This is a genomic window from Bacillus sp. FSL K6-0042 (assembly GCF_038006685.1).
Taxonomy (GTDB): domain Bacteria; phylum Bacillota; class Bacilli; order Bacillales; family Bacillaceae_G; genus Bacillus_A; species Bacillus_A pseudomycoides.
The window spans coordinates 4633234-4656192 of the sequence record NZ_JBBOVS010000001.1 but is presented as its reverse complement, the minus strand read 5'-3'; the positions used below and the strand labels follow the sequence as shown (position 1 = coordinate 4656192).

At 35.0% G+C, this 22959-nt stretch carries 26 protein-coding genes; 10 read left to right on the top strand and 16 right to left on the bottom strand.

The window, feature by feature from the left end:
* Positions 1–174 precede the first annotated feature (174 nt).
* Entirely contained in the window at positions 175–1122 is a 948-nt protein-coding gene (locus tag MHH45_RS24080) for a COX15/CtaA family protein (protein ID WP_016116060.1), read from the top strand.
* Between the two features lie 75 nt (positions 1123–1197).
* Here MHH45_RS24080 and pyc read toward each other — a convergent pair whose 3' ends face one another.
* From pyc to MHH45_RS24065, 3 genes are all read right to left on the bottom strand, one after another.
* On the bottom strand, positions 1198–4644 hold the full coding sequence (gene pyc / locus MHH45_RS24075) for a pyruvate carboxylase (RefSeq protein WP_016116061.1): 3447 nt from the start codon (positions 4642–4644) through the stop codon (positions 1198–1200).
* Positions 4645–4973: 329 nt separating this feature from the next.
* Complete coding sequence (locus MHH45_RS24070; RefSeq protein WP_016116062.1) at positions 4974–6152, bottom strand: FtsW/RodA/SpoVE family cell cycle protein; 1179 nt, start codon at positions 6150–6152, stop codon at positions 4974–4976.
* Between the two features lie 125 nt (positions 6153–6277).
* On the bottom strand, positions 6278–6565 hold the full coding sequence (locus tag MHH45_RS24065) for a YlaN family protein (protein ID WP_003199704.1): 288 nt from the start codon (positions 6563–6565) through the stop codon (positions 6278–6280).
* Positions 6566–6718: 153 nt separating this feature from the next.
* Here MHH45_RS24065 and MHH45_RS24060 point away from each other — a divergent pair, with 153 nt between their 5' ends.
* Positions 6719–7216, top strand: a complete 498-nt coding sequence (locus MHH45_RS24060; RefSeq protein ID WP_016116063.1) for a hypothetical protein — start codon at positions 6719–6721, stop codon at positions 7214–7216.
* Positions 7217–7347: 131 nt separating this feature from the next.
* Here MHH45_RS24060 and MHH45_RS24055 read toward each other — a convergent pair whose 3' ends face one another.
* On the bottom strand, positions 7348–8676 hold the full coding sequence (locus tag MHH45_RS24055; RefSeq protein WP_016116064.1) for a PhoH family protein: 1329 nt from the start codon (positions 8674–8676) through the stop codon (positions 7348–7350).
* A 277-nt stretch (positions 8677–8953) separates the two neighbouring features.
* Positions 8954–9409, bottom strand: a complete 456-nt coding sequence (locus MHH45_RS24050; RefSeq protein ID WP_088093643.1) for a pyridoxamine 5'-phosphate oxidase family protein — start codon at positions 9407–9409, stop codon at positions 8954–8956.
* Between the two features lie 142 nt (positions 9410–9551).
* Between MHH45_RS24050 and MHH45_RS24045 the strand changes: the two genes are divergently transcribed.
* A complete protein-coding gene (locus MHH45_RS24045; protein ID WP_016116066.1) occupies positions 9552–9752 on the top strand; it encodes a YlaI family protein in 201 nt (66 codons plus the stop codon).
* Positions 9753–9788: 36 nt separating this feature from the next.
* Here the strand turns inward: MHH45_RS24045 and MHH45_RS24040 are convergent, their stop codons facing one another.
* The 3 genes from MHH45_RS24040 to typA form a co-directional block, all read right to left on the bottom strand.
* Positions 9789–10064 (bottom strand): hypothetical protein, encoded by a 276-nt coding sequence (locus MHH45_RS24040; protein WP_003199693.1) that lies wholly within the window; start codon positions 10062–10064, stop codon positions 9789–9791.
* Between the two features lie 15 nt (positions 10065–10079).
* Positions 10080–10382 (bottom strand): YlaH-like family protein, encoded by a 303-nt coding sequence (locus MHH45_RS24035; protein WP_016116067.1) that lies wholly within the window; start codon positions 10380–10382, stop codon positions 10080–10082.
* Between the two features lie 249 nt (positions 10383–10631).
* On the bottom strand, positions 10632–12476 hold the full coding sequence (gene typA, locus MHH45_RS24030; protein WP_003199689.1) for a translational GTPase TypA: 1845 nt from the start codon (positions 12474–12476) through the stop codon (positions 10632–10634).
* A 140-nt stretch (positions 12477–12616) separates the two neighbouring features.
* Between typA and MHH45_RS24025 the strand changes: the two genes are divergently transcribed.
* On the top strand, positions 12617–12796 hold the full coding sequence (locus MHH45_RS24025; protein ID WP_000400124.1) for a DUF5325 family protein: 180 nt from the start codon (positions 12617–12619) through the stop codon (positions 12794–12796).
* A gap of 44 nt (positions 12797–12840) precedes the next feature.
* Here the strand turns inward: MHH45_RS24025 and MHH45_RS24020 are convergent, their stop codons facing one another.
* Positions 12841–13632: an inositol monophosphatase family protein gene (locus MHH45_RS24020; protein ID WP_016116068.1), complete on the bottom strand. Its 792-nt coding sequence runs from the start codon at positions 13630–13632 to the stop codon at positions 12841–12843.
* 88 nt (positions 13633–13720) lie between these two features.
* On the bottom strand, positions 13721–13909 hold the full coding sequence (locus MHH45_RS24015) for a hypothetical protein (protein WP_001250169.1): 189 nt from the start codon (positions 13907–13909) through the stop codon (positions 13721–13723).
* Between the two features lie 207 nt (positions 13910–14116).
* Between MHH45_RS24015 and MHH45_RS24010 the strand changes: the two genes are divergently transcribed.
* Entirely contained in the window at positions 14117–14743 is a 627-nt protein-coding gene (locus MHH45_RS24010) for a YktB family protein (protein WP_033671485.1), read from the top strand.
* 80 nt (positions 14744–14823) lie between these two features.
* Here the strand turns inward: MHH45_RS24010 and MHH45_RS24005 are convergent, their stop codons facing one another.
* Positions 14824–15093 carry a UPF0223 family protein gene (locus MHH45_RS24005; protein WP_016116070.1) on the bottom strand — a complete coding sequence of 90 codons (270 nt, stop codon included), beginning with the start codon at positions 15091–15093 and terminating at the stop codon, positions 14824–14826.
* Positions 15094–15703: 610 nt separating this feature from the next.
* Here MHH45_RS24005 and MHH45_RS24000 point away from each other — a divergent pair.
* Both MHH45_RS24000 and MHH45_RS23995 read left to right on the top strand, forming a co-directional pair.
* Positions 15704–17176, top strand: a complete 1473-nt coding sequence (locus tag MHH45_RS24000) for an aminotransferase class I/II-fold pyridoxal phosphate-dependent enzyme (RefSeq protein ID WP_016116071.1) — start codon at positions 15704–15706, stop codon at positions 17174–17176.
* 75 nt (positions 17177–17251) lie between these two features.
* Entirely contained in the window at positions 17252–18082 is an 831-nt protein-coding gene (locus MHH45_RS23995) for a protein-glutamine gamma-glutamyltransferase (RefSeq protein WP_016116072.1), read from the top strand.
* A gap of 33 nt (positions 18083–18115) precedes the next feature.
* Here the strand turns inward: MHH45_RS23995 and MHH45_RS23990 are convergent, their stop codons facing one another.
* The 4 genes from MHH45_RS23990 to MHH45_RS23975 all read right to left on the bottom strand — a co-directional run bounded on the left by MHH45_RS23990 (position 18116) and on the right by MHH45_RS23975 (position 19120).
* Positions 18116–18244, bottom strand: a complete 129-nt coding sequence (locus MHH45_RS23990; protein WP_006095810.1) for a GapA-binding peptide SR1P — start codon at positions 18242–18244, stop codon at positions 18116–18118.
* 64 nt (positions 18245–18308) lie between these two features.
* A complete protein-coding gene (locus MHH45_RS23985) occupies positions 18309–18440 on the bottom strand; it encodes a GapA-binding peptide SR1P (protein WP_016116073.1) in 132 nt (43 codons plus the stop codon).
* 61 nt (positions 18441–18501) lie between these two features.
* Complete coding sequence (locus MHH45_RS23980; RefSeq protein WP_003199961.1) at positions 18502–18630, bottom strand: GapA-binding peptide SR1P; 129 nt, start codon at positions 18628–18630, stop codon at positions 18502–18504.
* Between the two features lie 193 nt (positions 18631–18823).
* Positions 18824–19120, bottom strand: a complete 297-nt coding sequence (locus MHH45_RS23975) for a DUF3055 domain-containing protein (RefSeq protein WP_003199960.1) — start codon at positions 19118–19120, stop codon at positions 18824–18826.
* Positions 19121–19255: 135 nt separating this feature from the next.
* On the opposite strand from MHH45_RS23975, the gene MHH45_RS23970 reads away from it, so the two are divergent.
* The gene (locus MHH45_RS23970; RefSeq protein WP_016116074.1) at positions 19256–19648 is read left to right on the top strand and encodes a DUF1885 family protein; all 393 of its coding nucleotides are present in this window, start codon (positions 19256–19258) and stop codon (positions 19646–19648) included.
* Here MHH45_RS23970 and MHH45_RS23965 read toward each other — a convergent pair.
* Positions 19645–19881, bottom strand: a complete 237-nt coding sequence (locus tag MHH45_RS23965) for a hypothetical protein (protein WP_033671441.1) — start codon at positions 19879–19881, stop codon at positions 19645–19647. The two genes, MHH45_RS23970 and MHH45_RS23965, sit on opposite strands and share 4 nt — an antisense overlap.
* Before the next feature lie 269 nt (positions 19882–20150).
* Here MHH45_RS23965 and MHH45_RS23960 point away from each other — a divergent pair, with 269 nt between their 5' ends.
* Positions 20151–21545: an MBOAT family O-acyltransferase gene (locus tag MHH45_RS23960; RefSeq protein ID WP_016116075.1), complete on the top strand. Its 1395-nt coding sequence runs from the start codon at positions 20151–20153 to the stop codon at positions 21543–21545.
* Between the two features lie 13 nt (positions 21546–21558).
* On the top strand, positions 21559–22776 hold the full coding sequence (locus MHH45_RS23955; protein ID WP_088093644.1) for a DHHW family protein: 1218 nt from the start codon (positions 21559–21561) through the stop codon (positions 22774–22776).
* The last annotated feature ends 183 nt before the right edge of the window (positions 22777–22959 follow it).

The window sequence follows — 22959 nt, the reverse complement described above, 5'->3', positions numbered from 1 at the left end:
TATGTAATTTAAACCCCGTTTTTTTCTTATTTCAAACTCTTTATCCCCCTTCTCCATTTCTTTGCTATTTTATTATTTTTTATATATCATAGGACTGTAGCGCGTTTTGTTCTATAAAATTGATGGAATGAAAATATTTCGCAATAACTTCATACAGAAAGATGGTGAAACAGATTGCAACGCTTTATTAAATGGTTAGCAGTCATTACAAGCCTCGACTTACTAGGGGTTTTATTAGGAGGGGCTTTAGTTACAAAAACAGGTTCAGGTCAAGGATGCGGTAAATCTTGGCCACTTTGTAATGGTGAACTCGTTCCCTCTAATCTATCAATGGAAACGATTATTGAACTAAGTCACCGCTTAACATCAGGATCGGCAGGAATTCTCGTTACACTTCTTTGTATCCTATCCTGGAAATATTATAAACATGTACGTGAAACAAAAACGCTAGCTGTTTTATCTTTCGTATTTTTAGTGGCACAAGCACTCATGGGAGCTGCCGCAGTTGTTTGGGGACAAGTACCTGCTGTATTAGCTATTCATTTTGGTATTTCCTTAATTTCGTTTGCTTCTGTCATTTTACTAACGTGCCTTATTTTTGAAATCGACAAAAAATTCGATGCACGTTCTCTCATTATGGACAAAAAAATGAAATTTCATATTTACGGTGTAACAATTTACAGTTATATTGTCGTCTATACAGGAGCTTTAGTACGTCACGAGCGTGCAAGTTTAGCTTGTCCAGACTTTCCACTTTGTAGTAAAAACAGACCATGGCCTACTCAATTGCATGAATGGGTTCAAATGGGACACAGGGTTGCCGCAATATTAATATTTGCTTGGATCCTATACGCAATGATTGTTGCTATTCGTCACTATAAACAGCACCGGGTTGTATATTGGGGATGGATTATCTCATTTATTCTCGTTACACTTCAAGCAATTGTTGGTATTTTAGTCGTTTATACTAATGCAAGTTTATCAATGGCATTGTTACATTCACTCTTTATTTCTTGTCTCTTTGCTGTATTATGCTATTTAGTCATGTTAGGTACACGAAGCACAGCAAATGCAAAAGAGGCACACCCATCAACTACAACGCAAAATAAACAATCGTTTTAATAACTTGCCACTGTGGCAAGTTATTATTTTTATATAAAGAAAAGAGCTGCCTTCAAGCAACTCTTTTCTTTATTATTATTGTTCTAGTTCAATAAGTAAATCGCCTGTTTGAATCGCATCGCCATCTTTTACATATACTTTCTTCACTTTTCCATTGAATGGCGCCTGAACCGTCGTTTCCATCTTCATCGCTTCTGTAATTGCCATGGAATCGCCTTTTTTCACTTCATCACCTTCATTTACAACAACTTTAATAACCGTTCCCGGCATTGTTGCACTAATATGATTTGGATTCTCACGATTCCCTTTCACACGCTGTGCGACTGTTGATTTAACACTTTCATCTTTCACAACAATTTCACGCGGTTGCCCGTTAAATTCAAAGTAAAGTACACGTGTCCCATCTGGTTGTGGTTCACCAATTGATACTAATTTAACCATTAATGTTTTACCACGTTCAATTTCCACACCAATTTCTTCACCAAGCCTCATACCATAGAAGAATGTTGGCGTATCGAGTACAGACACGTTTCCATAAAGCCCAGCGACTTTTTCATAATCCATAAATACTTTTGGATATAATGCATATGCAACAACATCAAAAATCGTTACTTCACGTCCAAGTTTATGGAACAACTCTTCTTTTAAAGCATCGAAGTCCACTGGTTCTAACAATTCCCCTGGTCTTACTGTTAATGGCTCTTTCCCTTTTAAAATGATTTTTTGTAATTCTTTCGGGAAGCCACCATATGGTTGTCCAAGATCTCCAGAGAACATTTCCACAACAGAACCTGGGAAATCTAAAGAATGTCCACGCTCAAAAATGTCTTGTTCTGTAAGGTGATTTTGTACCATAAATAGCGCCATGTCGCCAACAACTTTTGATGATGGTGTTACTTTTACAATATCACCAAACATATCATTTACACGGCGATACATCACTTTCACTTCATCAAATCGGTCTCCTAAACCAACTGCTTTCGCTTGTTGTTGGAGGTTACTATATTGACCACCTGGCATTTCATGCATATATACCTCTGTATGAGGTGCATTCATACCACTTTCAAATGGTGCATAATATTTACGAACATCCTCCCAGTAATATGAAAGTTTTTCTAATGAATCCACATTAACATCTGGTTGTCTTTCATTTCCACCTAGCGCATAATATAACGTATTTGCACTTGGTTGTGATGTTAGACCTGCCATTGAGCTTACAGCTACATCGACAATATCAACACCTGCTTCAATTGCTTTCGTATACGTTAAAACACCATTTCCACTTGTATCATGCGTATGAAGGTGAATCGGAATCGATACCGTTTCTTTTAAAGCAGAAACTAAATCATAGGCTGCATTTGGTTTTAATAATCCAGCCATATCTTTAATACCTAGAATATGTGCTCCTGACGCTTCCAATTCTTTCGCTAAGTTTTTATAATAATTTAAGTCATATTTACTGCGCATTGGGTCATGGATATCCCCTGTATAACACATAGTTGCCTCTGCAATTTTACCACTCTCTCTTACAGCATCAATTGCAACTCTCATACCTTCCACCCAGTTTAAGCTATCAAAAATACGGAATACATCGATACCAGCTTGTGCTGAACATTCTACAAATTTTTGAATTAAATTATCTGGATAGTTTTTATAACCAACCGCATTTGATGAACGAAGAAGCATTTGGAATAAAACATTTGGCATTCTTTCACGAAGTTCTAATAGTCGTTCCCATGGATCTTCTTTTAAGAAACGATACGCAACATCAAACGTTGCACCGCCCCACATTTCCGCTGAGAATAAATTCGGTAACATTCTAGCTGTCGGTTCAGCAATTTGGTTTAAATCTTTTGTACGAAGACGTGTTGCAAGTAATGATTGGTGCGCATCTCGGAATGTTGTATCTGTTAAAAGTACACGTTTTTGATCTTGCACCCATTTTACTAATCCATCCGCTCCGCGTTCGTCTAAAATTTGTTTTGTTCCATCTTGAATCGATTCATAATGTTTTACATTTGGTATACGTGCATCTGGGAAAATTGGCTTCTCTGTCTTCCCTACTCCTGGGAAACCATTTACTGTTACCGTACCAACATAACTTAACATCTTTGTTCCACGGTCTTTACGTTTTGGAAACACGAACAGTTCAGGTGATGCATCAATAAATGACGTATCATATTCTCCTGACAAGAAGTTTTTATGTTTTACTACATTCTCTAAGAATGGAATGTTTGTTTTAATACCACGAATACGAAACTCTTTTAAGTTGCGCTCCATTTTCGCAGCCGCTTGTTCAAATGTAAGCGCCCAAGTTGTTACTTTTACAAGTAATGAATCATAGTACGGTGTAATAACAGCCCCTTGGAAACTGTTACCTGTGTCAAGACGAACGCCAAAACCACCACCAGAACGATACGCCATAATTTTCCCTGTATCAGGCATAAAATTATTAAGCGGATCTTCTGTTGTTACACGAGATTGAATCGCATAACCATGCACAATAACGTCTTCTTGTTTTGGTATGCTTACGATTTGGCTATGTAAAGCGTGTCCATCTGCAATTAAAATTTGTGACTGAACAATATCAATGCCTGTAATCATCTCTGTAATTGTATGTTCTACTTGAACACGTGGATTTACTTCAATGAAATAAAAGTCATCGCCTTTTACAAGGAACTCAACCGTACCAGCATTTAAATAATTTACATTTTTCGTTAACTGTACCGCTGCTTCACAAATACGATGACGAAGATCATCTGAAAGTGACACGCTTGGCGCAATTTCAACTACTTTTTGATGACGACGTTGTACAGAGCAATCACGCTCATATAAATGCACAACATTTCCTTCTTCATCTGCTAATATTTGAACTTCTATATGTTTAGGTTTTTCAACGAATTTTTCAACATACACTTCATCATTACCAAAAGCTGCTTTCGCTTCTGATTTTGCACGATCATAAGATTCTTTTAATTCATCACCGCTACGTACAATACGCATACCGCGGCCACCACCACCAAGGGAGGCTTTAATAATTATCGGGTAATCATACTTCTTAGCAAACTCTTCAACTTCTTCTAGTGAATTAATAGGTCCATCGCTGCCAGGAATAACTGGAATATTTGCTAATTGCGCTTGTGCTCTTGCTTTCACTTTATCTCCAAACATATCTAAATGTTTGCTCTTTGGTCCGATAAAGATAATCCCTTCTTCTTCACAACGTCTAGCAAATTGGATATTTTCTGACAAGAAACCATATCCAGGGTGAATTGCATCCACGTGATTGCTTTTCGCAATCTCAATAATACCTTCAATATCAAGGTAAGCATCGATTGGTTTTTTGCCTTCTCCCACTAAATAAGATTCATCTGCTTTATAGCGATGGTAAGAACCGCTATCCTCTTTTGAATAAATTGCAACTGTATTTAATCCAAGTTCTGAACAAGCTCGGAATACACGAATTGCAATTTCTCCACGGTTAGCTACTAAAACTTTTTGAATACGTTGCAGCTTTGTCATGATTTTCCCCCTCTACTTTCCTACCACTTTAGAGATTAAATAGGTACACGCTCTAAAAGCGTGAAGTTCTTCACTTTCTTTTCTAAACTATACTCGGAAAGCTTCACCTTATTTTTATACATCATACCTTATTTTTTAACAAATGATAAGTTTTCTAATCAATTTGTTTCACAAAAATAGTATAGCACAACTCTTCTTTTTCTGACAGTTTTATTGTATAACACATTAAAACATTTATGACACACTATTGTTATTTAAACCAAACAAAGTATAACTCATTAAAAAACAACATAATAAAAAGGTTTTGTGTCATCAAACACAAAACCTTTTTATTTCACAACAACAAGATGTGGCTCACCTTGTTGTTTTTTCTCATATATTTCTTTTTGTTGCTTCTCTTGTCGTTTCACATAACTCCCTAAGTTCAACAATATACCCATTGCAAATAGATTCGCCATTAAAGAACTACCACCATAACTGACAAATGGCAAAGGCACACCAGTAAGAGGCATTAGCCCAGACATACCACCAATGTTAACAAACGTTTGCACCCCAAACAGGCTAGCAATGCCTATAGCAATCAAACTTCCAAATGGATCTTTACACTTTTGAGCAATTCGGAATGCACGAATGATAATGAGTAACAAACTAATTAAAATAATCGCTACACCAATAAAACCAAGTTCTTCAGATATAATTGCCATAATAAAGTCCGTGTGTGGCTCAGGTAAATACCCAAATTTTTGTATACTATTACTAAGTCCTCTACCATTCAGTCCACCTGAAGCAATTCCAACAAAGGAATTCACCAGCTGAAATCCATCACCCTGTGGATCATCAAATGGATTTAAAAACACCGCAAAACGTGCTTTTTGATAAGGTTTCAATGCATAATTACCAACTAAGTATAAAAGCGGAATCCATACAATTGTGCTTAATGCAAGACGCTTTATCCACTTGTTAATCGGAACCCCTGAACAAAGAAACATAATTCCGACAATACCTATGATTAACAAAACTGTTCCTAAATCATTTTGTTTACGAATTAAAACCAATATTAATCCTATAAACATAATCGTACCTGCTGATCCCTTCCAAACTGAAGTATCAGTTTCTTGCCTTCTCGCAAAGAAACGCGCGAGTACAATAATGATAGCAATTTTAACAAATTCAGCGGGCTGTATACCGAATACCCATGCTTGCGCACCATTTACTTTCTTTCCAATCAATAATGCTAACGCTAGCAATCCAATACTACCTGTCATCATTAATAACAAAACAATTCGTTTTCTCCAAACGTGGTACGGAATAGCAACGATAATTCCTAACCCTACGGTTCCAACAGCTAGAGCAAGTAATTGTCTTTTAAAAAAGTAATTTGCTGGCCAGTTATGCCTTGAAATCGCAACAATGGAACTAGAACTATATACCATTATAACTCCCAACACACATAAAATAATAAGAGGAAGTAATAATGAATAATCCATCGATTTCCATACTCTTTTCATTTCATTTCCTCTTTCTGTTTCAATTTAATTATTGTTGTATTCCATATGTATCAGAATTCTTCCTGCTTTATTATACAAATAAAAAGCTCAAACCTAGTCAGTTTGAGCCCCCTTATTTGAACCCTTTATTGTTGTTTGTTTGTAAATGCTTCATGAAGTGCTGATAATTCCCGTTCGAGCTCTCCTAACATTTCTTTCCCTTGCTCTTCTGTAATAAGACCAAGACGAACCGCAAAGTCAACTTCACGGGATAGTCCAAACATTTGCGTGTCCAACACTTCTTCATATAATGGACATTGCGGCATCGTAAGGTGGTCCATTTGCACCTTAATAAGTCTTAAAATCTTTTCCGCATCCGCTTTTAGAAGGGCAAGTGCCTTTTCCTGATGATTTGCTACTGTCTCAGACGCCAAATTGATTCCCTCCGTTTCCGTCCTACTCTTCTATCCTATCTATTAATATTAGCGATAGTCTTAATAAATTGCAATAGAAACATTTTTTGTGACAATCGTGTCTAATGCTATTATACTGAAAAGTGGGAGCATAATACAAATGGGGGAACAACAATGAGTGAAATTTTATTTATAAATGGAAAAGTACGCTTTCCGATCACACTTGACCCAAGCGTTTGGATTTTTGATGATCGAAAAGTAGATTTAACAACTTACTTCACCGAAACGAAAGAAGAAAAATCAGAATTAGAAGACTATCTCAAGCACACTTCCGAACATTGGGATCGTGAAATCCGTGATGGTGCCGCTTTTCCACCTATTCAAAAAAGCGTAAAAAAATTTAAAAAGGAACAGCTTATTTCAGGAACGTTTGGCATACCACTTCATCCATTTTTCAAAAATGCTGAAATTACAGCTGAAGCAACACATGTTGAAATCCATGCATTGCATGATTCAATCACACTTTCATTAGAAGAAGCAAACAATGTTATTCTTGGATTTTCAAAAGATGGAAAACCATTACGAGAAGATGGACCTGTCCACCTTTACTTTGGTGACGGCTCTAATATAAACAATCCAATTCGAAATATCCGTAAGTTTACAATTATTTAAAAAAGGAGTAGGCAAAAGCCACTCCTTTTTTTCCACTCTTTGCGGTCAGAAGTATTCCCACCTCAAAATTTAACAACAGCAAAACAGTTAGACTTCGGCTGATGAAATCCCTCACTGATTAAAGTTTCACTTTATAATAAGTCCGCTGCTAGTTGTGCTAAATTAGAACGCTCTCCTTTTACAAACTTTACATGTCCGCTAATTTTTTGTTCTTTAAATTTCTCTACAACATACGTTAAACCATTATTATATTCATCTAAGTAAGGATGATCAATTTGTTGCGGATCTCCCATTAATACAATTTTACTTTTTTCTCCAACCCTTGTTAATATTGTTTTCACTTCATGTTTCGTTAAATTTTGCGCCTCATCAATAATAATAAATTGATCTGGAATACTTCGTCCTCGTATATAAGTAAGCGCCTCTACTTCAATTGAACCCATACCCGCTAAAATCGCATCTAATTCGCCTGGTTTTTTTGTATTAAATAAATACTCTAGATTATCGAAAATTGGCTGCATCCACGGTCTTAACTTTTCTTCTTTTTCTCCTGGTAAATATCCGATATCCTTACCAACTGGAACAATCGGCCGAGCAACAAGGAGTTTTTTGTACAATCCTAGATCCTCCGTTTGCATAAGACCAGCAGCTAACGCGAGTAAGGTTTTACCAGTTCCTGCTTTCCCTGTTAACGTTACGAGTGGAATATCTTCACGAAGCAACAATTCTAATCCCATAATTTGCTGCACATTCCGCGGGCGTATTCCCCAAACTTGCTCATTATGAAAAATAAGTTTCTTCACTTTTTTCCCTGAATAATCAACAATTCCAAGTGCAGAGCTAGAACCCCCTAATGCATCTTTCATCACGATAAATTGATTTGGATAAAATGGATGATTTGCAATTTCCGATAAAGGAAGTTCTCCTTTTTCATAAAAATAATTTAGCTGTTCTTTTGATATGTAACCTTCTAAAAAACCTGAATATATATTTTCCACTTCAATTACACGATCACTTAAATAATCTTCAGCTTGTAAACCAAGAGCATCTGCTTTTACTCTCACAAGTACATCTTTACTTACTAAAATGACAGACTTTCCATTCTCTTTCTCTTGCTCTTCTAAGAATAAATTTTTCGCAACAGCTAAAATACGATTATCGTTTGTTTTTTCAACAAAAATATCTTGCAGTTGAACAAATGAGCGATGGTTTAATTCAATACGAAATGTCCCTCCATTTTCAAGAGGTATACTCTCATGCAGTTTTCCTAATTCGCGAAATTTATCTATCAATTTAGATACATAACGAGCATTTCGTCCGACTTCATCCATGTAGCGTTTTTTCGAATCAACCTCTTCTAATACAACTGCTGGAATCACTACCTCATTTGTTTCAAAAGAAAAAATAGATAAAGGATCCTGCAAAAGTACATTCGTATCTAACACATAAATTTTATCCAACCTGTTACCCCCTGACTCCACTTTTAAATTTGTAGAACAAGGGTTTCATCCATGATCATCATATGGACGAACCATTGTTATAATTATATGTAATGTATTAACGAGGTAGAATCGAAATTCATATAAATTAAAACTTTTCTTAATCATTTTTCTCATTCATAACTAGGTATCGTATTCATTCGTCAAAATTTATATTCTAACATGTAGCAAAGATTCCTTATTCACTCAGGTTAAAATAGCAGAAAAGGATGAACAACCATAATGCTCATCCACTTTTCTACAATTCTTTCATCGCCGTTAAAACTTGATTATCAAGTTTTTCAGCAGCACGAAGATCATATGTTTTTTCATATGTTGGTTCCGAAGCAAGCTTTGCTCCATAAAACATAACATCACGTACTTCTTGAACAGATACTTCTACTGCAGTTAATTTGAGTGGACTGCCATCCAATCTCTCCTTTAAAATCTTTGCTTCACCGCTAATGGAAAATACAGATTCATTTGCCATTACAGTGAGTACAAGCCCTGCATGATGGCGCAAATTTTCCGCAATACGAGAGCGTTGATCAATCGCAAATCGAATACTTGTCTCATTTATTGCATATACCCATGAAATAGCACTTACATTCGGAACAGCCTTTTCAAAATCAATTGTTGCAATTGTTATAATGCGTCCTTCACGTAAAGATTGAACTAAAGAATCTGTCAATGTAGGTTCTACTACATTTGCCATATTTCCACCTCCAAAATTTTATTTATCTTAATGATAACTTATTTTTCGAATTGCGAAAATATTATTTTTTCCCCCTATAGTTCAAAAATATCAAATTTACATGATATACTTATATCGATAGAATTTGTATTGAGGTGACGAAATGAGAGTCAAATGCATGCTTTGTGATAAAAAAGAAGAGTTAGATGACGAAAATCCTATGGCCAAAAGGCTTCGTAACCGTCCTATTCATACATATATGTGCATGGAATGCACAGAACGTATTGCAGAACGTACAATGGAACGCCATGCAACTGGAAATTTCCACTTATATCGTGATAAAACAATAGAAGATGAGTGGTAAACTGTCAAATAAGTCCTTAATCATTCAGATGAGGGCTTATTTATATTTCTCCGGCTCTCGTTTCATTTGATCTAAGAAACAATCTATAAGCTCTATCGGAAATCTTGTAGAATGTTTTTCTCCTTCTTGTTCATATGTAACCAAATACATATCTTCTTTTTTTTCCACCGTTACATCTCTTAATTGATGATCTTCATGTAACATGTTATGAAACAGTAAATATGTTTCTTGCGCAGCTGCATCATGCGGGCGTGCTTCCGCGACAGTTTTAATTGTTAGCCAATTATATAACGCATCTTGTACAGAACGCATGAAACATCCCCCCCTTTAACCCACTCTTTGTTGCTTTGCTTGGCGTAAGCGTAATCTATAAATACCGAATACAATCGCTGTCACAACAAGTCCTTCTCCTACTGGTAAAAACACTCCCAAAAAAGTTAAAACTGTACATCCAATTGCTAAGGATACATAAATCACAATGTTTTTTAGTAACGGTAACTTCCTAGCAAATCCTAAATTATATACGAGTGCACTTAGTATAATCATTGTACCGTAAAGCTGCCACATCCCTACTTCTGGATTCACATCTACATTGTATAACTTTGCAAAAAATGACATTCTCTCTAGCATTATACTTCTCCCCTTCATCTAGCAAAGATGAATAAAAATCCCCCTATCTAAAATAAAGATAGAAAATAATCCATATCGGCCAAATTCATTCAACTAACTAACAGCACCTTACTTCTTAATTTTTAAATTCTATGTTGTCTACTATAAGATTACCTTGTAGAAAAAATACTGTCTAGATAAAAGATTAAATTTTCGAAAAATAAGCAAATTAAAAAAGCTGCCTTTTTAATGAAAAGGCAGCTTTATCTTTTACGCTTCTACAGATTTCTTTTTCTTAGCAGCTCTTTCGCGCTCGCTCTTATCAAGAATCTTTTTGCGAAGACGGATTGATTCTGGTGTTACTTCACAGTACTCATCGTCATTTAAGTATTCTAATGACTCTTCTAATGTCATGATACGAGGTTTTTTCATTGTTGACGTTTGGTCTTTTGTTGCAGAACGAATGTTAGTTTGTTGTTTCATTTTTACAACGTTAACTGTTAAATCATTCTCACGTGTATGCTCCCCAACAATCATACCTGTATATACTTCTGTACCTGGTTCAACGAAGATTACACCACGGTCTTCAACTTGCATAATACCGTATTGTGATGCTTTTCCTGTTTCAAGTGAAACTAGAACACCTTGACGACGTCCACCAACTTGTCCAGCATGTACTGGCTGATAGCTATCGAATGTATGGTTTAAAATACCGTAACCACGTGTTAAAGTTAAGAACTCTGTTGTATAACCAATTAGGCCACGTGCTGGAACCATAAACGTCAGACGAACTTGACCGTTTCCGTTATTCACCATATCTAACATTTCACCTTTACGTGCACCCATTGACTCCATAATAGAACCAGTATACTCTTCTGGCACGTCAATTTGTACGCGCTCTACAGGCTCACATCTTACACCATCAACATCTCTAATAATTACTTCTGGTTTAGATACTTGTAATTCATATCCTTCACGACGCATGTTCTCAATTAAGATTGATAAGTGCAACTCTCCACGTCCAGATACAATCCATGCATCAGGAGAATCTGTGTTATCTACACGTAAGCTTACATCTGTTTCTAGCTGTGCACGAAGACGCTCTTCAATTTTACGAGATGTAATATATTTACCTTCACGACCTGCAAATGGGCTGTTATTTACAAGGAATGTCATTTGTAATGTTGGCTCATCGATACGTAGTAATGGTAATGCCTCTTGATGCTCAACTGGACATACTGTTTCACCAACGTTGATGTCTTCCATACCTGAAACAGCTACTAAGTCTCCAGCTTTTGCTTCTTCAATTTCTTGGCGTTTTAATCCAATGTAACCAAATAATTTAGTTACACGGAATTGTTTTACACTTCCGTCAACCTTCATTAATGCTACTTGTTGTCCTACTTTCATTGTACCGCGGAATACACGGCCAACCCCAATACGGCCAACATAGTCATTGTAATCAAGAAGTGCTACTTGGAATTGAAGTGGCTCTTCGCTATTATCAATTGGTGCTGGAATATGTTCAATGATTGTGTCAAATAATGATTTCATATTCTCTTCTTGATTTGCTGGGTTTGAATCTAAGCTTGCTGTTCCATTCATTGCTGATGCGAATACAACAGGGAACTCTAATTGATCTTCGTTTGCACCAAGCTCAATGAATAAGTCAATTACTTCGTCAACCACTTCATCAGGACGAGCAAAGTCACGGTCAATTTTGTTTACAACCACGATCGGAGTTAAGTTTTGTTCTAATGCTTTCTTTAAAACAAATCGTGTTTGAGGCATACAACCTTCGTATGCATCAACAACAAGTAAAACACCATCAACCATTTTCATAATACGCTCTACTTCACCACCGAAGTCAGCGTGTCCAGGTGTATCTAAAATGTTAATTCGTTTATCTTCATAATGAATCGCTGTATTTTTCGCTAAAATGGTAATACCGCGTTCTCTTTCTAAATCATTTGAATCCATTGCACGCTCTTCTACGTGCTCATTTGCACGAAACGTCCCCGCTTGACGTAATAATTGGTCAACAAGTGTTGTTTTACCATGGTCAACGTGGGCGATAATTGCTATATTGCGTAAATCTTGTCGTTTTTTCAACATGTCCAACTCCTAGTGTCTTTTTAATCCTTCTCTATTATAAGAGCGAAGGTGATACAATGGCAATCAAAATAAAATCAAGAATGAAAATATAGTTGTATTCTTACTTTTGTGAAAGTAAAATGAAATTGGAGGGTGAAGATATGGAACACATTCAATATCGCTTTTTATTAACGGCTATTATCGGTGTTATTTTCTTAATTGGCATTGGAATTATGATTGCTGAAAATAGTCCCATCGGTATTATTATTTGCATCATTGGCACATTTGTTACAGTTGGATATGGATTTATAACAAAACGCAAAATGCGTAAATCACAGTAACAGTAAAAAGTAAGAAGCTACTTCTTGGCCTCTTACTTTTTTTGTTACTGTGATACAAATGGTAGTAACTCTTCATATACTCCCGGCTTCGCAACTAATACACTGCTTTTTTCCACGATAGAAAGAGTAGTGCCAGCAAATGTCGTCACCTTACCACCGACTTCTTCTACAATAATCATTCCACCGCCAAAATCCCAAGGAGATAATCGTGGCGTCACGTAAGCATCCAATCTTCCGGTTGCAACATAGACCATTTCTAGCGCTGCACATCCATATGATCGTGTCCCTCTTGCCAATTTCACAAGCTGCATCATTTTCTCCATATTAAGTAATGGATTATCAGTGAGCCAAGTTGCATTTAACGCAATTATTCCATGCTCCACTGTACTTTTCTCAAGAGTAGGAATGGATGTATCATTACAAAAAGCTCCTTCTCCTTTTACAGCATGATACAGTTCTTCATGAACCGGATCATAGACGAGACCGATTTTTCCGATACCGTTCTCATAAATGCCAATTGAAATCGCAAAGTTTCTTTTTTGATGAACAAAATTCATCGTACCATCAATTGGATCAATTAACCAAACAACTCCATCCGAAGAAGCAACCTCATCTCCATACCCTTCTTCTCCTAAAATATAATGATCTGGAAATGTTTGTTTAATTTTCCTAATCAAAAACTGTTCTGTTTCTCGATCCATATTTGTTACTAAATCTGCTGCATTTGATTTTGTCTCTACAATAAGTGTCTTTTGCAATGATGCCATTAAACGCTCGCCAGCTTCTCGAATCCACTGCTTTGCATTTGTATCGATTTCTTTCCATACCTCTTGCATGTTTAAACACTCCGATCTATACTGTTCACAGAAAAAACGAACCCTTTATAAGGTTCGCACCAACTTAATTTTTATACATATACTATTATTATGCTTCTAAACGAATCATTTCAAGTCTTAGTACTTCTAATTTTTGCACGCACTCTTCTTTTTTCTGATTATCATTTTCCATCATTGCATCGTATAGCGTTGCTAATTCATAATCTAACTCCAATCTTAGCACCGGAATTCTTTTTTCAGCATCTGTTCTCTTTAACGCATTAATCACCTGTCTCATTTTTATTGCCTCCTCCCAATATTCGTCTGCCCTTGGACTGAAATTAATTTAATTTTCTGATTTTTTGTTTTATACTATATTATGTTGGATAAATCATCTATGCAACAAAATTATATTTTTTTACGTAAATTTTTTATGCTGATTTTTTTTATGAATAGTACAAGCTATGCTAAAATTAAAAACAAACTAGGAGTTGGAGGAACAGTCATGACATTACAAACATTTAAAGAAAAGGACTTTGCAGTCTTTTCTGTTGATGGCCTTGAAGAGCGAATGGATGCTATTAAAACAAACATTCATCCTAAATTAGAAGCTCTAGGCGAACAATTTTCTCATTATTTATCAGAACAAACTGGTGAAACTTTCTTCTATCATGTAGCGAAACACGCACGTCGTAAAGTCAATCCACCAAACGATACTTGGGTTGCTTTTTCAACAAATAAACGCGGTTATAAAATGTTACCACATTTTCAAATCGGTTTATGGGGAACCCACGCTTTCATATACTTTGGTTTAATCTATGAGTGTCCACAGAAAGTGGAAGCGGCTCATGCCTTCTTAGGACATTTAAATGATTTAAAAACAAATATACCAAATGACTTCGTTTGGTCCATTGACCATACTAAACCAGGTGTAAAACCGCATAACATGCTTGAAGCAAATGAATTACAAAAAATGATTGAACGCTTAGCCACTATAAAAAAAGCAGAGTTACTAGTAGGTATTCACATCTCACCAGAAGAATTTCCAACACTTACTGATGAACAATTTCTTACAAAGGTTGAAGCTACGATGCAATCACTCCTTCCTTTATATAAAATTTGTAATCGATAGTAGAAAACGGACAATGTACATTGTCCGTTTTTAGTTGTTATCCCATTATAGCACTTTGAATTTTAATTTTCAAAATATTTTTACACTTTTACAATCTTTTGTTCTTCTACTTCTTTCGCTTTTTGAATTGCCCGATATATAGAGTAACCACTTATCTCTTGAAACTCTTTATCAATTTTCTTCTCTTCTGCTTTCGACGGTACAATTTCTTTAAAACGACGATATAATCTCATCAATTCTTCTCTAACGATACCTTTTTCATACGCCTTTTCAATTGCCTCATAGAATGTCACGATTGCAATCATCTCATCATTTGACCAATCATAATCAAGTGGATATTGATATTCCATATGTACACCTCATCCATTTTTATTTTCTACCATTATGCTACCTTAAAAATAAAACTTCCAACCTTCTTTGCTATAACCACTTTGCATTATACACTATTTCTCTTTTATTATGGAATTGTCTCCTGCCAGATTAAAAATAACAGGGTAATTAAAAAACAGCTCTTCATTCGCCTGAAAAATGTAACCTTACGTATTATTTCCCTTCACCTAACTTCTTTACTTCCGCTAAATCTCGCCGTAAAGATATGACTGACTACCAGCAGGATAAAGTGCAACTTCTATTATTGAAATTCCACATATCTTCTCGCTTTCTTTAAAGCCTAGGACGAGCGTTTATTACTCACACATAATGGGATAAACTTACTACTAATTATGCATATAATAAAAATAATAATTTTCCCTATACATATATAATCATTGGTGATATAATGCTTTTGTTTTATTGAAAATAAAGTGAAGCTTCCATGACAAAATTTTTGAATGGTAAGTAGAACAATTCAAGTTCTTATAGACGGTTATATAACTATACAGGGGAAATAACTTTCTTATTGAACAAGATAAACATAAAACAATTCATAATAAATATTACGAAGAAGAAGGGGTGTATAGATTGTCCCAATACAAAACACCATTGTTTACCGCTTTAGTAGAGCACAGTAAGCGAAATCCAATTCAATTCCATATCCCAGGTCATAAAAAAGGACAAGGAATGGATCCTATGTTTCGCGAATTTATTGGGCATAATGCATTAGCAATTGATTTAATTAATATCGCGCCGCTCGATGATTTACATCATCCAAAAGGTATGATTAAAGAGGCTCAAGACTTAGCAGCGACTGCGTTCGGTGCAGATCATACTTTCTTTTCCGTCCAGGGAACAAGCGGTGCAATTATGACAATGGTGATGAGCGTTTGTGGCCCAGGTGATAAAATTCTTGTACCACGAAACGTTCATAAATCTGTAATGTCAGCCATTATTTTCTCAGGTGCAAAACCAATTTTCATTCATCCTGAAATTGATCCGAAGCTCGGTATTTCACACGGGATTACGATTCAATCTGTAAAAAAAGCACTTGAGGAGCATTCAGATGCAAAAGGATTACTTGTTATTAACCCAACGTATTTCGGATTTGCTGCAGACTTACAACAAATTGTAAAATTAGCTCATTCCTACGATATACCTGTACTAGTAGATGAAGCTCACGGTGTTCATATTCATTTTCATGAGGAACTACCGATGTCAGCCATGCAAGCTGGTGCAGATATGGCAGCAACAAGTGTCCATAAATTAGGAGGATCCTTAACACAAAGTTCTATTTTAAATGTAAAAGAAGGTCTTGTGAATGTAAAACATGTCCAATCTATTATTAGCATGCTTACAACAACATCAACTTCTTATATTCTATTGGCTTCTTTAGATGTTGCCAGAAAACGCCTTGCGACTGAAGGACAAGAATTAATCACAAAAACAATTCAGTTAGCTGAACATGTCCGCAATACTGTAAATAAGATTGAAAACCTATACTGCCCTGGTAAAGAAATGTTAGGTACGGATGCAACATTTAGTTATGATCCAACAAAACTGATTGTATCTGTCAAAAATTTAGGGATTACAGGTCATGAGGCAGAATTATGGTTAAGAGAACATTACAACATTGAGGTCGAGCTTTCGGACTTATATAACATTCTATGCCTCGTTACATTAGGGGATACAGAGGATGAAACCAACATTCTCATCCAGGCCTTACAAAAACTAGCAACTACATTTAAAGATAGAGCGGACAAAGGTGTTCAAGTACAAGTTGAAATTCCAGAAATCCCTGTACTTGCCCTCTCTCCTCGAGATGCTTTTTATTCAGAGACAGAGGTCATCCCATTTGAAAATGCTGCTGGCCGCATTATAGCTGATTTTGTAATGGTTTATCCACCAGGGATTCCAATCTTTACTCCAGGTGAAATTATTACACAAGAAAACTTAGATTACATTCATAAAAATTTAGAAGCGGGTCTGCCAGTACAAGGTCCCGAAGACATGACATTACAAACATTACGCGTTATTAAAGAATATAAGCCTATCATTTGATAGGCTTTTTTTTCACCATTTTTTCTTTTACTCATACCATACTAAAGAATGTAACGTATAGGTGGGGATACAGTTATGATTGTGATTGGTCGTTCTATTGTACATCCTTATATCACGAGTGAAAACGAACCGTTCGCTACTGAGAAACAACAAATATTAGCCATTATGGCTGGAAATCAAGAAGTATATGCATTCCGAACGGCTGATGAACTCATTTTCGATCTAAATTTACGAATTTATATTATTACATCTGCCTTAGAACTCTTTCAAAGCGGACTTCAATTCCGTACATTCCAAGAGTCCTATTGTAACCCTGAATTTTGGCAAAGGACACCACTGGGAGGGTTTCAACTACTCCCAAATGTACCACCCTCCGTCGCGATACGAGATATTTTTAAAAACGGGAAAAAATACGGAACAGAATGTGCAACAGCAATGATTATTATTTTTTACAAAGCACTTTTAGCTCTATATGATGACCAAATCTTTAATCACTTATTCGCAAACCTTCTACTATATACATGGGATTATGATCAAGATTTAAAACTGGTGACAAAAACCGGTGGGGATATCGTTCCTGGCGATCTTGTTTACTTTAAAAACCCACAAGTAAATCCAGCTTCGGTTGAGTGGCAAGGAGAGAATGCCATTTATTTAGGCAATTTCTTTTTTTATGGTCATGGTGTAGGAGTAAAGACAAAAGAACAAATTATTTACCTATTGAATGAACGAAGAATTCCATATGCTTTTATCTCAGCATATTTAACAGATTTTATTACGCGAATAGATAGCCGTCTTATGAGTCAACATACTTCTGTTAATAATCTACAAACAACACTCAAATTTATTCCCATCAGGGACGATGCAATTGTTGCAACGGTTGGTCATACAACTACAATCTATTAAAAAAGGCGCCTGCAGATGCAGGCGCCTTTTTAATTATTGGGCTTTTGTATGCTCCTTGTGATCACATCCGCAAGATCCACATTTCCCATAAAGTACTGTTGTTTTTTCATCTTCAAAGTGTGCGATTGTTCCTTCACAAGCTTGACATACAATTGTTCCCATTTTTTATTTCCCCCTGAGTTTCATTTATAGTTTCAAATCTTTATATTCATAAACTTCCTATATATTACTGGGCTTTTGAATGTTCTTTATGATCACATTCACAATGAGATCCACATTTCCCATAAAGTACTGTTGTTTTTTCATCTTCAAAGTGTGCAATTGTTCCTTCACAAACTTGACATACGATTGTTCCCATTTTTCATTTCCCCCTAAGTTTATGGTCCTAAAAACTTTTTCAGCTGCAAGATTCCTATATATTATTGGGCTTTTGTATGCTCCTTGTGATCACATCCGCAAAATTCACATTTCCCGTAAAGTACCGTTACTTTCTCATCCTCGAAGTGTGCAATTGTACTTTCACAATCTTGACATACGATTGTTCCCATTTTTTATTTCCCCCTAAGTTTATAATCCCAAAAACTTTTGTAACCGCTTAACTTTCTGTCTTTATTTTAATATGTTATACTTTTTACGTCAATAGGTTTTTAGTATAACACATTAAAAATTTTATTTTACATTAGTATGAGACAATAACAAAAAAACAGTCATATCTTAATAAGTACGACTGTTCCCTTTTGTTTATTCTTCATATTCAGCATGTAAAGAAGTAGGTGGTACAAGAAACTTAAAGAACTGTGCTAAATCATCCGCCTCCTCCTCCGATTGTAATTTAAAGACCTGTTGTAAATGTTGAACATTATCCACATCATCTTGTCCTAGTAGAGTCGCTCTCCCAGTTTGCATGCACACGACAAGAGGTTTCCCAAAAAACATATTTGTATAAATGACCCCAAAGTCATAACGGTTCTCATGTGTCATAAATCCTAGAAATCGTACCTTCACACTTTCATGCTCATCATACAATTTTTCAAACATTTACTCCCTCCTTTCTTTACAACACTTTCTACTTGTATATATTAAACAAAACGAGGAATGATCCCTTTTTAATTGTCAAAAAATTTACAACAGTGTTAAAATAAATATATATATTACGTCAGGAGGAAAATCTTTATGCAACATGCATTTATTAAACTTGTACCTAAATCTAAACAACAAGCTATCTCATTAGAAGATGTAAAACAACTTTTTCGTTATTATAAAGAAATTACTTCCCAAACCGGTGTGCAAGTTAGCTATGCATATACTAGCGTGGCATTTCCATACGAAATACTTGATACGTCTGATACTACACTTGAGCTAAAATCTAGTCATGATCGATATACTTCTATTTATGTGGGGGTTGGAATAGAAAACGAGCAAGCTTTCGTTCAAATCTCCTTACCTTCTACTGCCACATTTGGAGATAAAGGAAAAGCGAATGAATTCTGCCGTTTTTTAGCCAAGAAATTAGAAGGTGAATTAAGGTTATTTAATGGAAGAACAATGTATTTTTATAAACGCTAACCTGTGAAAAAGAGATATTTAATGAAAAAAAAGAACATACTATTTCCAATGGTGCAACAAACTGCCTCTTTTCTGGAGTGCAACATAAAATGTGCAATAACATAAGCTAAATAAAAAAATATAAAAAAAAGTAATACTTTGTAATGTGCTTTATCACGATTTGATAATAATAACACTAATGAAAACCCGCTCCATATAATAAAATGAAAGATCGAAACAAGTGATATTTTCAAGTCGTTGCCCCCTTTCATATGTCCTAGTTTATTACAATATATATGGGCATTTCAAAAAATCATTACATAATATACGTAAGAAGCATCCTAGCTGCCCTAAATCTAAAGGACAGCTAGGATGCTTCTTCTTTTAAAAAAGATTTTACATATGAGAGCAAAGAACTCCCATTAAACAGATAATATAGTAAGATTAAACTCTTTATATTTCTTTAATTGTGATATAATATTTTACTGACTGCCTATAAACTTACAGAAAGGACTTAACATAAATGGTATTTAGTAACCTCTTATTCTTATGTTTGTTTTTACCTGCAGTGTTATTTGTATATCACACTGTTCGCAAAGAATTGCAAAATATTGTTCTTCTATTATTTAGCTTATTATTTTATGCGTGGGGAGAACCAATATATGTATTTCTCATGCTCTTTTCTATTTTTATAAACTATTGGTTTGGTATTTGGCTTGCCAAAGAAAGAGCAACTATACTTAGTAGAAAAACGCTCTTAACTTTAGCTATTATTATAAACACAGCTATTTTAGGTTATTTTAAATATGCTAATTTCTTAATCGATAATATAAATACAATGTTTCATACAAACATTGTATTAGAAAAGATTCCATTGCCGATTGGTATTTCCTTTTTTACTTTCCACGCTATGAGTTATATCATTGATATATATAAGAAGAAAGTAGATGCGCAGCGTAATATTTTTGATCTCGCATTGTACTTTACTGTTTTCCCTCAATTAGTTGCTGGACCAATCGTTCGTTATAATACAATTTCTCATCAACTACATACCCGAACAGTTGATGCCGATAAATTCTCTGAAGGAGTTCGACGTTTTATCATCGGGTTAGGGAAAAAAGTGTTAATCGCTAATCAATTAGGCGCTATTGCCGATGAAATTTTCGCCATGGATCCAGCAACCATGAGTGTTTCTACCGCTTGGATTGGTGCTATCGCTTATACACTACAAATTTATTTTGATTTTTCTGGGTATAGTGATATGGCAATTGGATTAGGAAAAATGTTTGGATTTGATTTTCTAGAGAATTTCAATTATCCATATATTTCAAAATCTATTTCTGAATTCTGGCGTCGTTGGCACATTTCACTTGGTTCGTGGTTCCGCGATTATGTCTATATTCCACTTGGAGGAAACCGAGTATCCAGCTGGAAAGTCTATCGTAATCTTTTTATCGTATGGGCACTAACAGGTTTTTGGCATGGAGCTAGTTGGACCTTTATGATTTGGGGAATTTATTACGGATGTCTCATTGCTTTAGAAAAAGCCGGTTTTGAGAAAGTGTTGCAAAATATGTGGCGCCCGGTCCAACATATATACGTTATGTTTTTAGTAATCATTGGATGGGTTTTCTTCCGAGCTGATAATTTTGCTTACTGTTTTGAATTTCTCCAAACAATGTTTGGAATAAATGGACCATTAACTGACATTAAGAGTTACTTCTATGTCATGAACTATTGGGGAATTTTTCTCCTGGCAATTGTTACTTCAGCTCCAATTTTTTCTTTGTTGAAAACTATGCTTTCAACAAAAAGGATAGTAATTTTATCTCCACTTTATTATTTAAGTGTGCTAATAATCGTTATGATGTATTTAACAAATGCAACGTATAATCCATTTATTTACTTCCGCTTTTAAAGGAGGGGTAGCTATGAAAAATTTAAACAACCGTATATTAATTACAGGATTTTTAATTGTTATTTTCGGAATGTGTATATGGACTGGAAAAATTATTTACTTGGATAAAAAAACCTTTTCTAATTTTGAAAATAGGGATCTAGCTATTGATCCTGTCTTAACTAAAGATGGTTTAAAATCAGGAAAATACTTCAAAGATACCGAGTTACACTTTACAGATCATATTGCAGGTCGAGATTTCTTTATTGAAATATATACAAATTTACAAATGCACTTCAACCGAATATTTATAAATCAAAAATATGTTGCAAACGATGGTTTTATTCTATCTGAACCAACAAAAACTGATGAACGTGAACAAATGAAGCAATCTGTGAATGAATTAGATAATTTAAGAAATCAGTTTCCAAAAACTGAGTTTTATTTTATGTTAGCACCAAGTAAACTAACGACATTTTCATATAGATATCCACCATACGTAGATCGTGGATATGACCAAAAACATCGCGATTACCTTGTACAAGCATTAAATAATATAAACTTTCCTGTTATCGATGTTCTGCCATTCTTCCAAAAAGAGTTTAGCCGTGAACAGTTAGAAAGTTTATACTTTAAAACAGACCATCATTGGAATATGAAAGGTGCGTTTTATGGATATGAATATGCAATGAATTATATATCTGATCACTCAAAGATATATAAAGATGATAAAGTAAATCGAGATAATTATAAATTCATTACTGAAAAACCTAATGGAGATTTTATTGGAAGTTGGAATAAACAACTGTATAATTTAATAAAAACTCCTGAACAAATCCCTTATGTACAATTAAAGCAAAATCCAAATGCATGGGATGATTATACAGTATATATCGGACCTGTATCTGAGCAATCGACTAAAATGCCAATGAAAGAGTTCTTTGCAATAGATAAAAAACAACCCGCACCAACTTATGCAATGGTCTATCAAAATGACTATGCACAAATTAATATCTTAAATTCGAAAGCAAAAAACAAATTACATGCTGTAGTTATCAAAGATTCTTATGCTGATGCAACATATCCCTTATTTGCTCAGCATTTTGAACAAATAACATTTATCGATCCACGATTTGCAGCTAGTAAAAATATAATAAAAGATCTAAAAGAATTAAATCCTGATGTCATACTATTCCTGTATAATGACTCTAGTATAAGCCCAGAAATGTACCAATTTAAAAATGAACAATAAAAAACAACAAATAAGAGATGACGAAGAATCACCTCTTATTTGTTGTTTTTATTTTCTCCATAGTACACTGAAATTTCATTCAGTCCTCGAGAACTTGGATTTTATAGATCACTTATCTTGACAGCTTCTTTGCTTTCATTAGATGTGCGTTACTACACTACTATCTACGAATGGGAAGATAAA

What these genes read in the sequence shown, in the direction of transcription:
- MHH45_RS23975 (WP_003199960.1), bottom strand. Translation starts at nt 19,120, where the DNA reads ATGTTTGAAAAATTGTATGATGAGCATGAAAGTGTGAAGGTACGATTT.
- pyc (WP_016116061.1), bottom strand. Translation starts at nt 4,644, where the DNA reads ATGACAAAGCTGCAACGTATTCAAAAAGTTTTAGTAGCTAACCGTGGA.
- MHH45_RS23995 (WP_016116072.1), top strand. Translation starts at nt 17,252, where the DNA reads ATGATTGTGATTGGTCGTTCTATTGTACATCCTTATATCACGAGTGAA.
- MHH45_RS23960 (WP_016116075.1), top strand. Translation starts at nt 20,151, where the DNA reads ATGGTATTTAGTAACCTCTTATTCTTATGTTTGTTTTTACCTGCAGTG.
- MHH45_RS24040 (WP_003199693.1), bottom strand. Translation starts at nt 10,064, where the DNA reads ATGCGTTCTGTACAAGATGCGTTATATAATTGGCTAACAATTAAAACT.
- MHH45_RS24045 (WP_016116066.1), top strand. Translation starts at nt 9,552, where the DNA reads ATGAGAGTCAAATGCATGCTTTGTGATAAAAAAGAAGAGTTAGATGAC.
- MHH45_RS23955 (WP_088093644.1), top strand. Translation starts at nt 21,559, where the DNA reads ATGAAAAATTTAAACAACCGTATATTAATTACAGGATTTTTAATTGTT.
- MHH45_RS23985 (WP_016116073.1), bottom strand. Translation starts at nt 18,440, where the DNA reads ATGGGAACAATCGTATGTCAAGTTTGTGAAGGAACAATTGCACACTTT.
- MHH45_RS23970 (WP_016116074.1), top strand. Translation starts at nt 19,256, where the DNA reads ATGCAACATGCATTTATTAAACTTGTACCTAAATCTAAACAACAAGCT.
- MHH45_RS23990 (WP_006095810.1), bottom strand. Translation starts at nt 18,244, where the DNA reads ATGGGAACAATTGTATGTCAAGCTTGTGAAGGAACAATCGCACACTTT.
- MHH45_RS23980 (WP_003199961.1), bottom strand. Translation starts at nt 18,630, where the DNA reads ATGGGAACAATCGTATGTCAAGATTGTGAAAGTACAATTGCACACTTC.
- MHH45_RS24035 (WP_016116067.1), bottom strand. Translation starts at nt 10,382, where the DNA reads ATGCTAGAGAGAATGTCATTTTTTGCAAAGTTATACAATGTAGATGTG.
- MHH45_RS24060 (WP_016116063.1), top strand. Translation starts at nt 6,719, where the DNA reads ATGAGTGAAATTTTATTTATAAATGGAAAAGTACGCTTTCCGATCACA.
- MHH45_RS24005 (WP_016116070.1), bottom strand. Translation starts at nt 15,093, where the DNA reads ATGGAATATCAATATCCACTTGATTATGATTGGTCAAATGATGAGATG.
- MHH45_RS24025 (WP_000400124.1), top strand. Translation starts at nt 12,617, where the DNA reads ATGGAACACATTCAATATCGCTTTTTATTAACGGCTATTATCGGTGTT.
- MHH45_RS24050 (WP_088093643.1), bottom strand. Translation starts at nt 9,409, where the DNA reads ATGGCAAATGTAGTAGAACCTACATTGACAGATTCTTTAGTTCAATCT.
- typA (WP_003199689.1), bottom strand. Translation starts at nt 12,476, where the DNA reads ATGTTGAAAAAACGACAAGATTTACGCAATATAGCAATTATCGCCCAC.
- MHH45_RS24010 (WP_033671485.1), top strand. Translation starts at nt 14,117, where the DNA reads ATGACATTACAAACATTTAAAGAAAAGGACTTTGCAGTCTTTTCTGTT.
- MHH45_RS24070 (WP_016116062.1), bottom strand. Translation starts at nt 6,152, where the DNA reads ATGAAAAGAGTATGGAAATCGATGGATTATTCATTATTACTTCCTCTT.
- MHH45_RS24020 (WP_016116068.1), bottom strand. Translation starts at nt 13,632, where the DNA reads ATGCAAGAGGTATGGAAAGAAATCGATACAAATGCAAAGCAGTGGATT.
- MHH45_RS24015 (WP_001250169.1), bottom strand. Translation starts at nt 13,909, where the DNA reads ATGAGACAGGTGATTAATGCGTTAAAGAGAACAGATGCTGAAAAAAGA.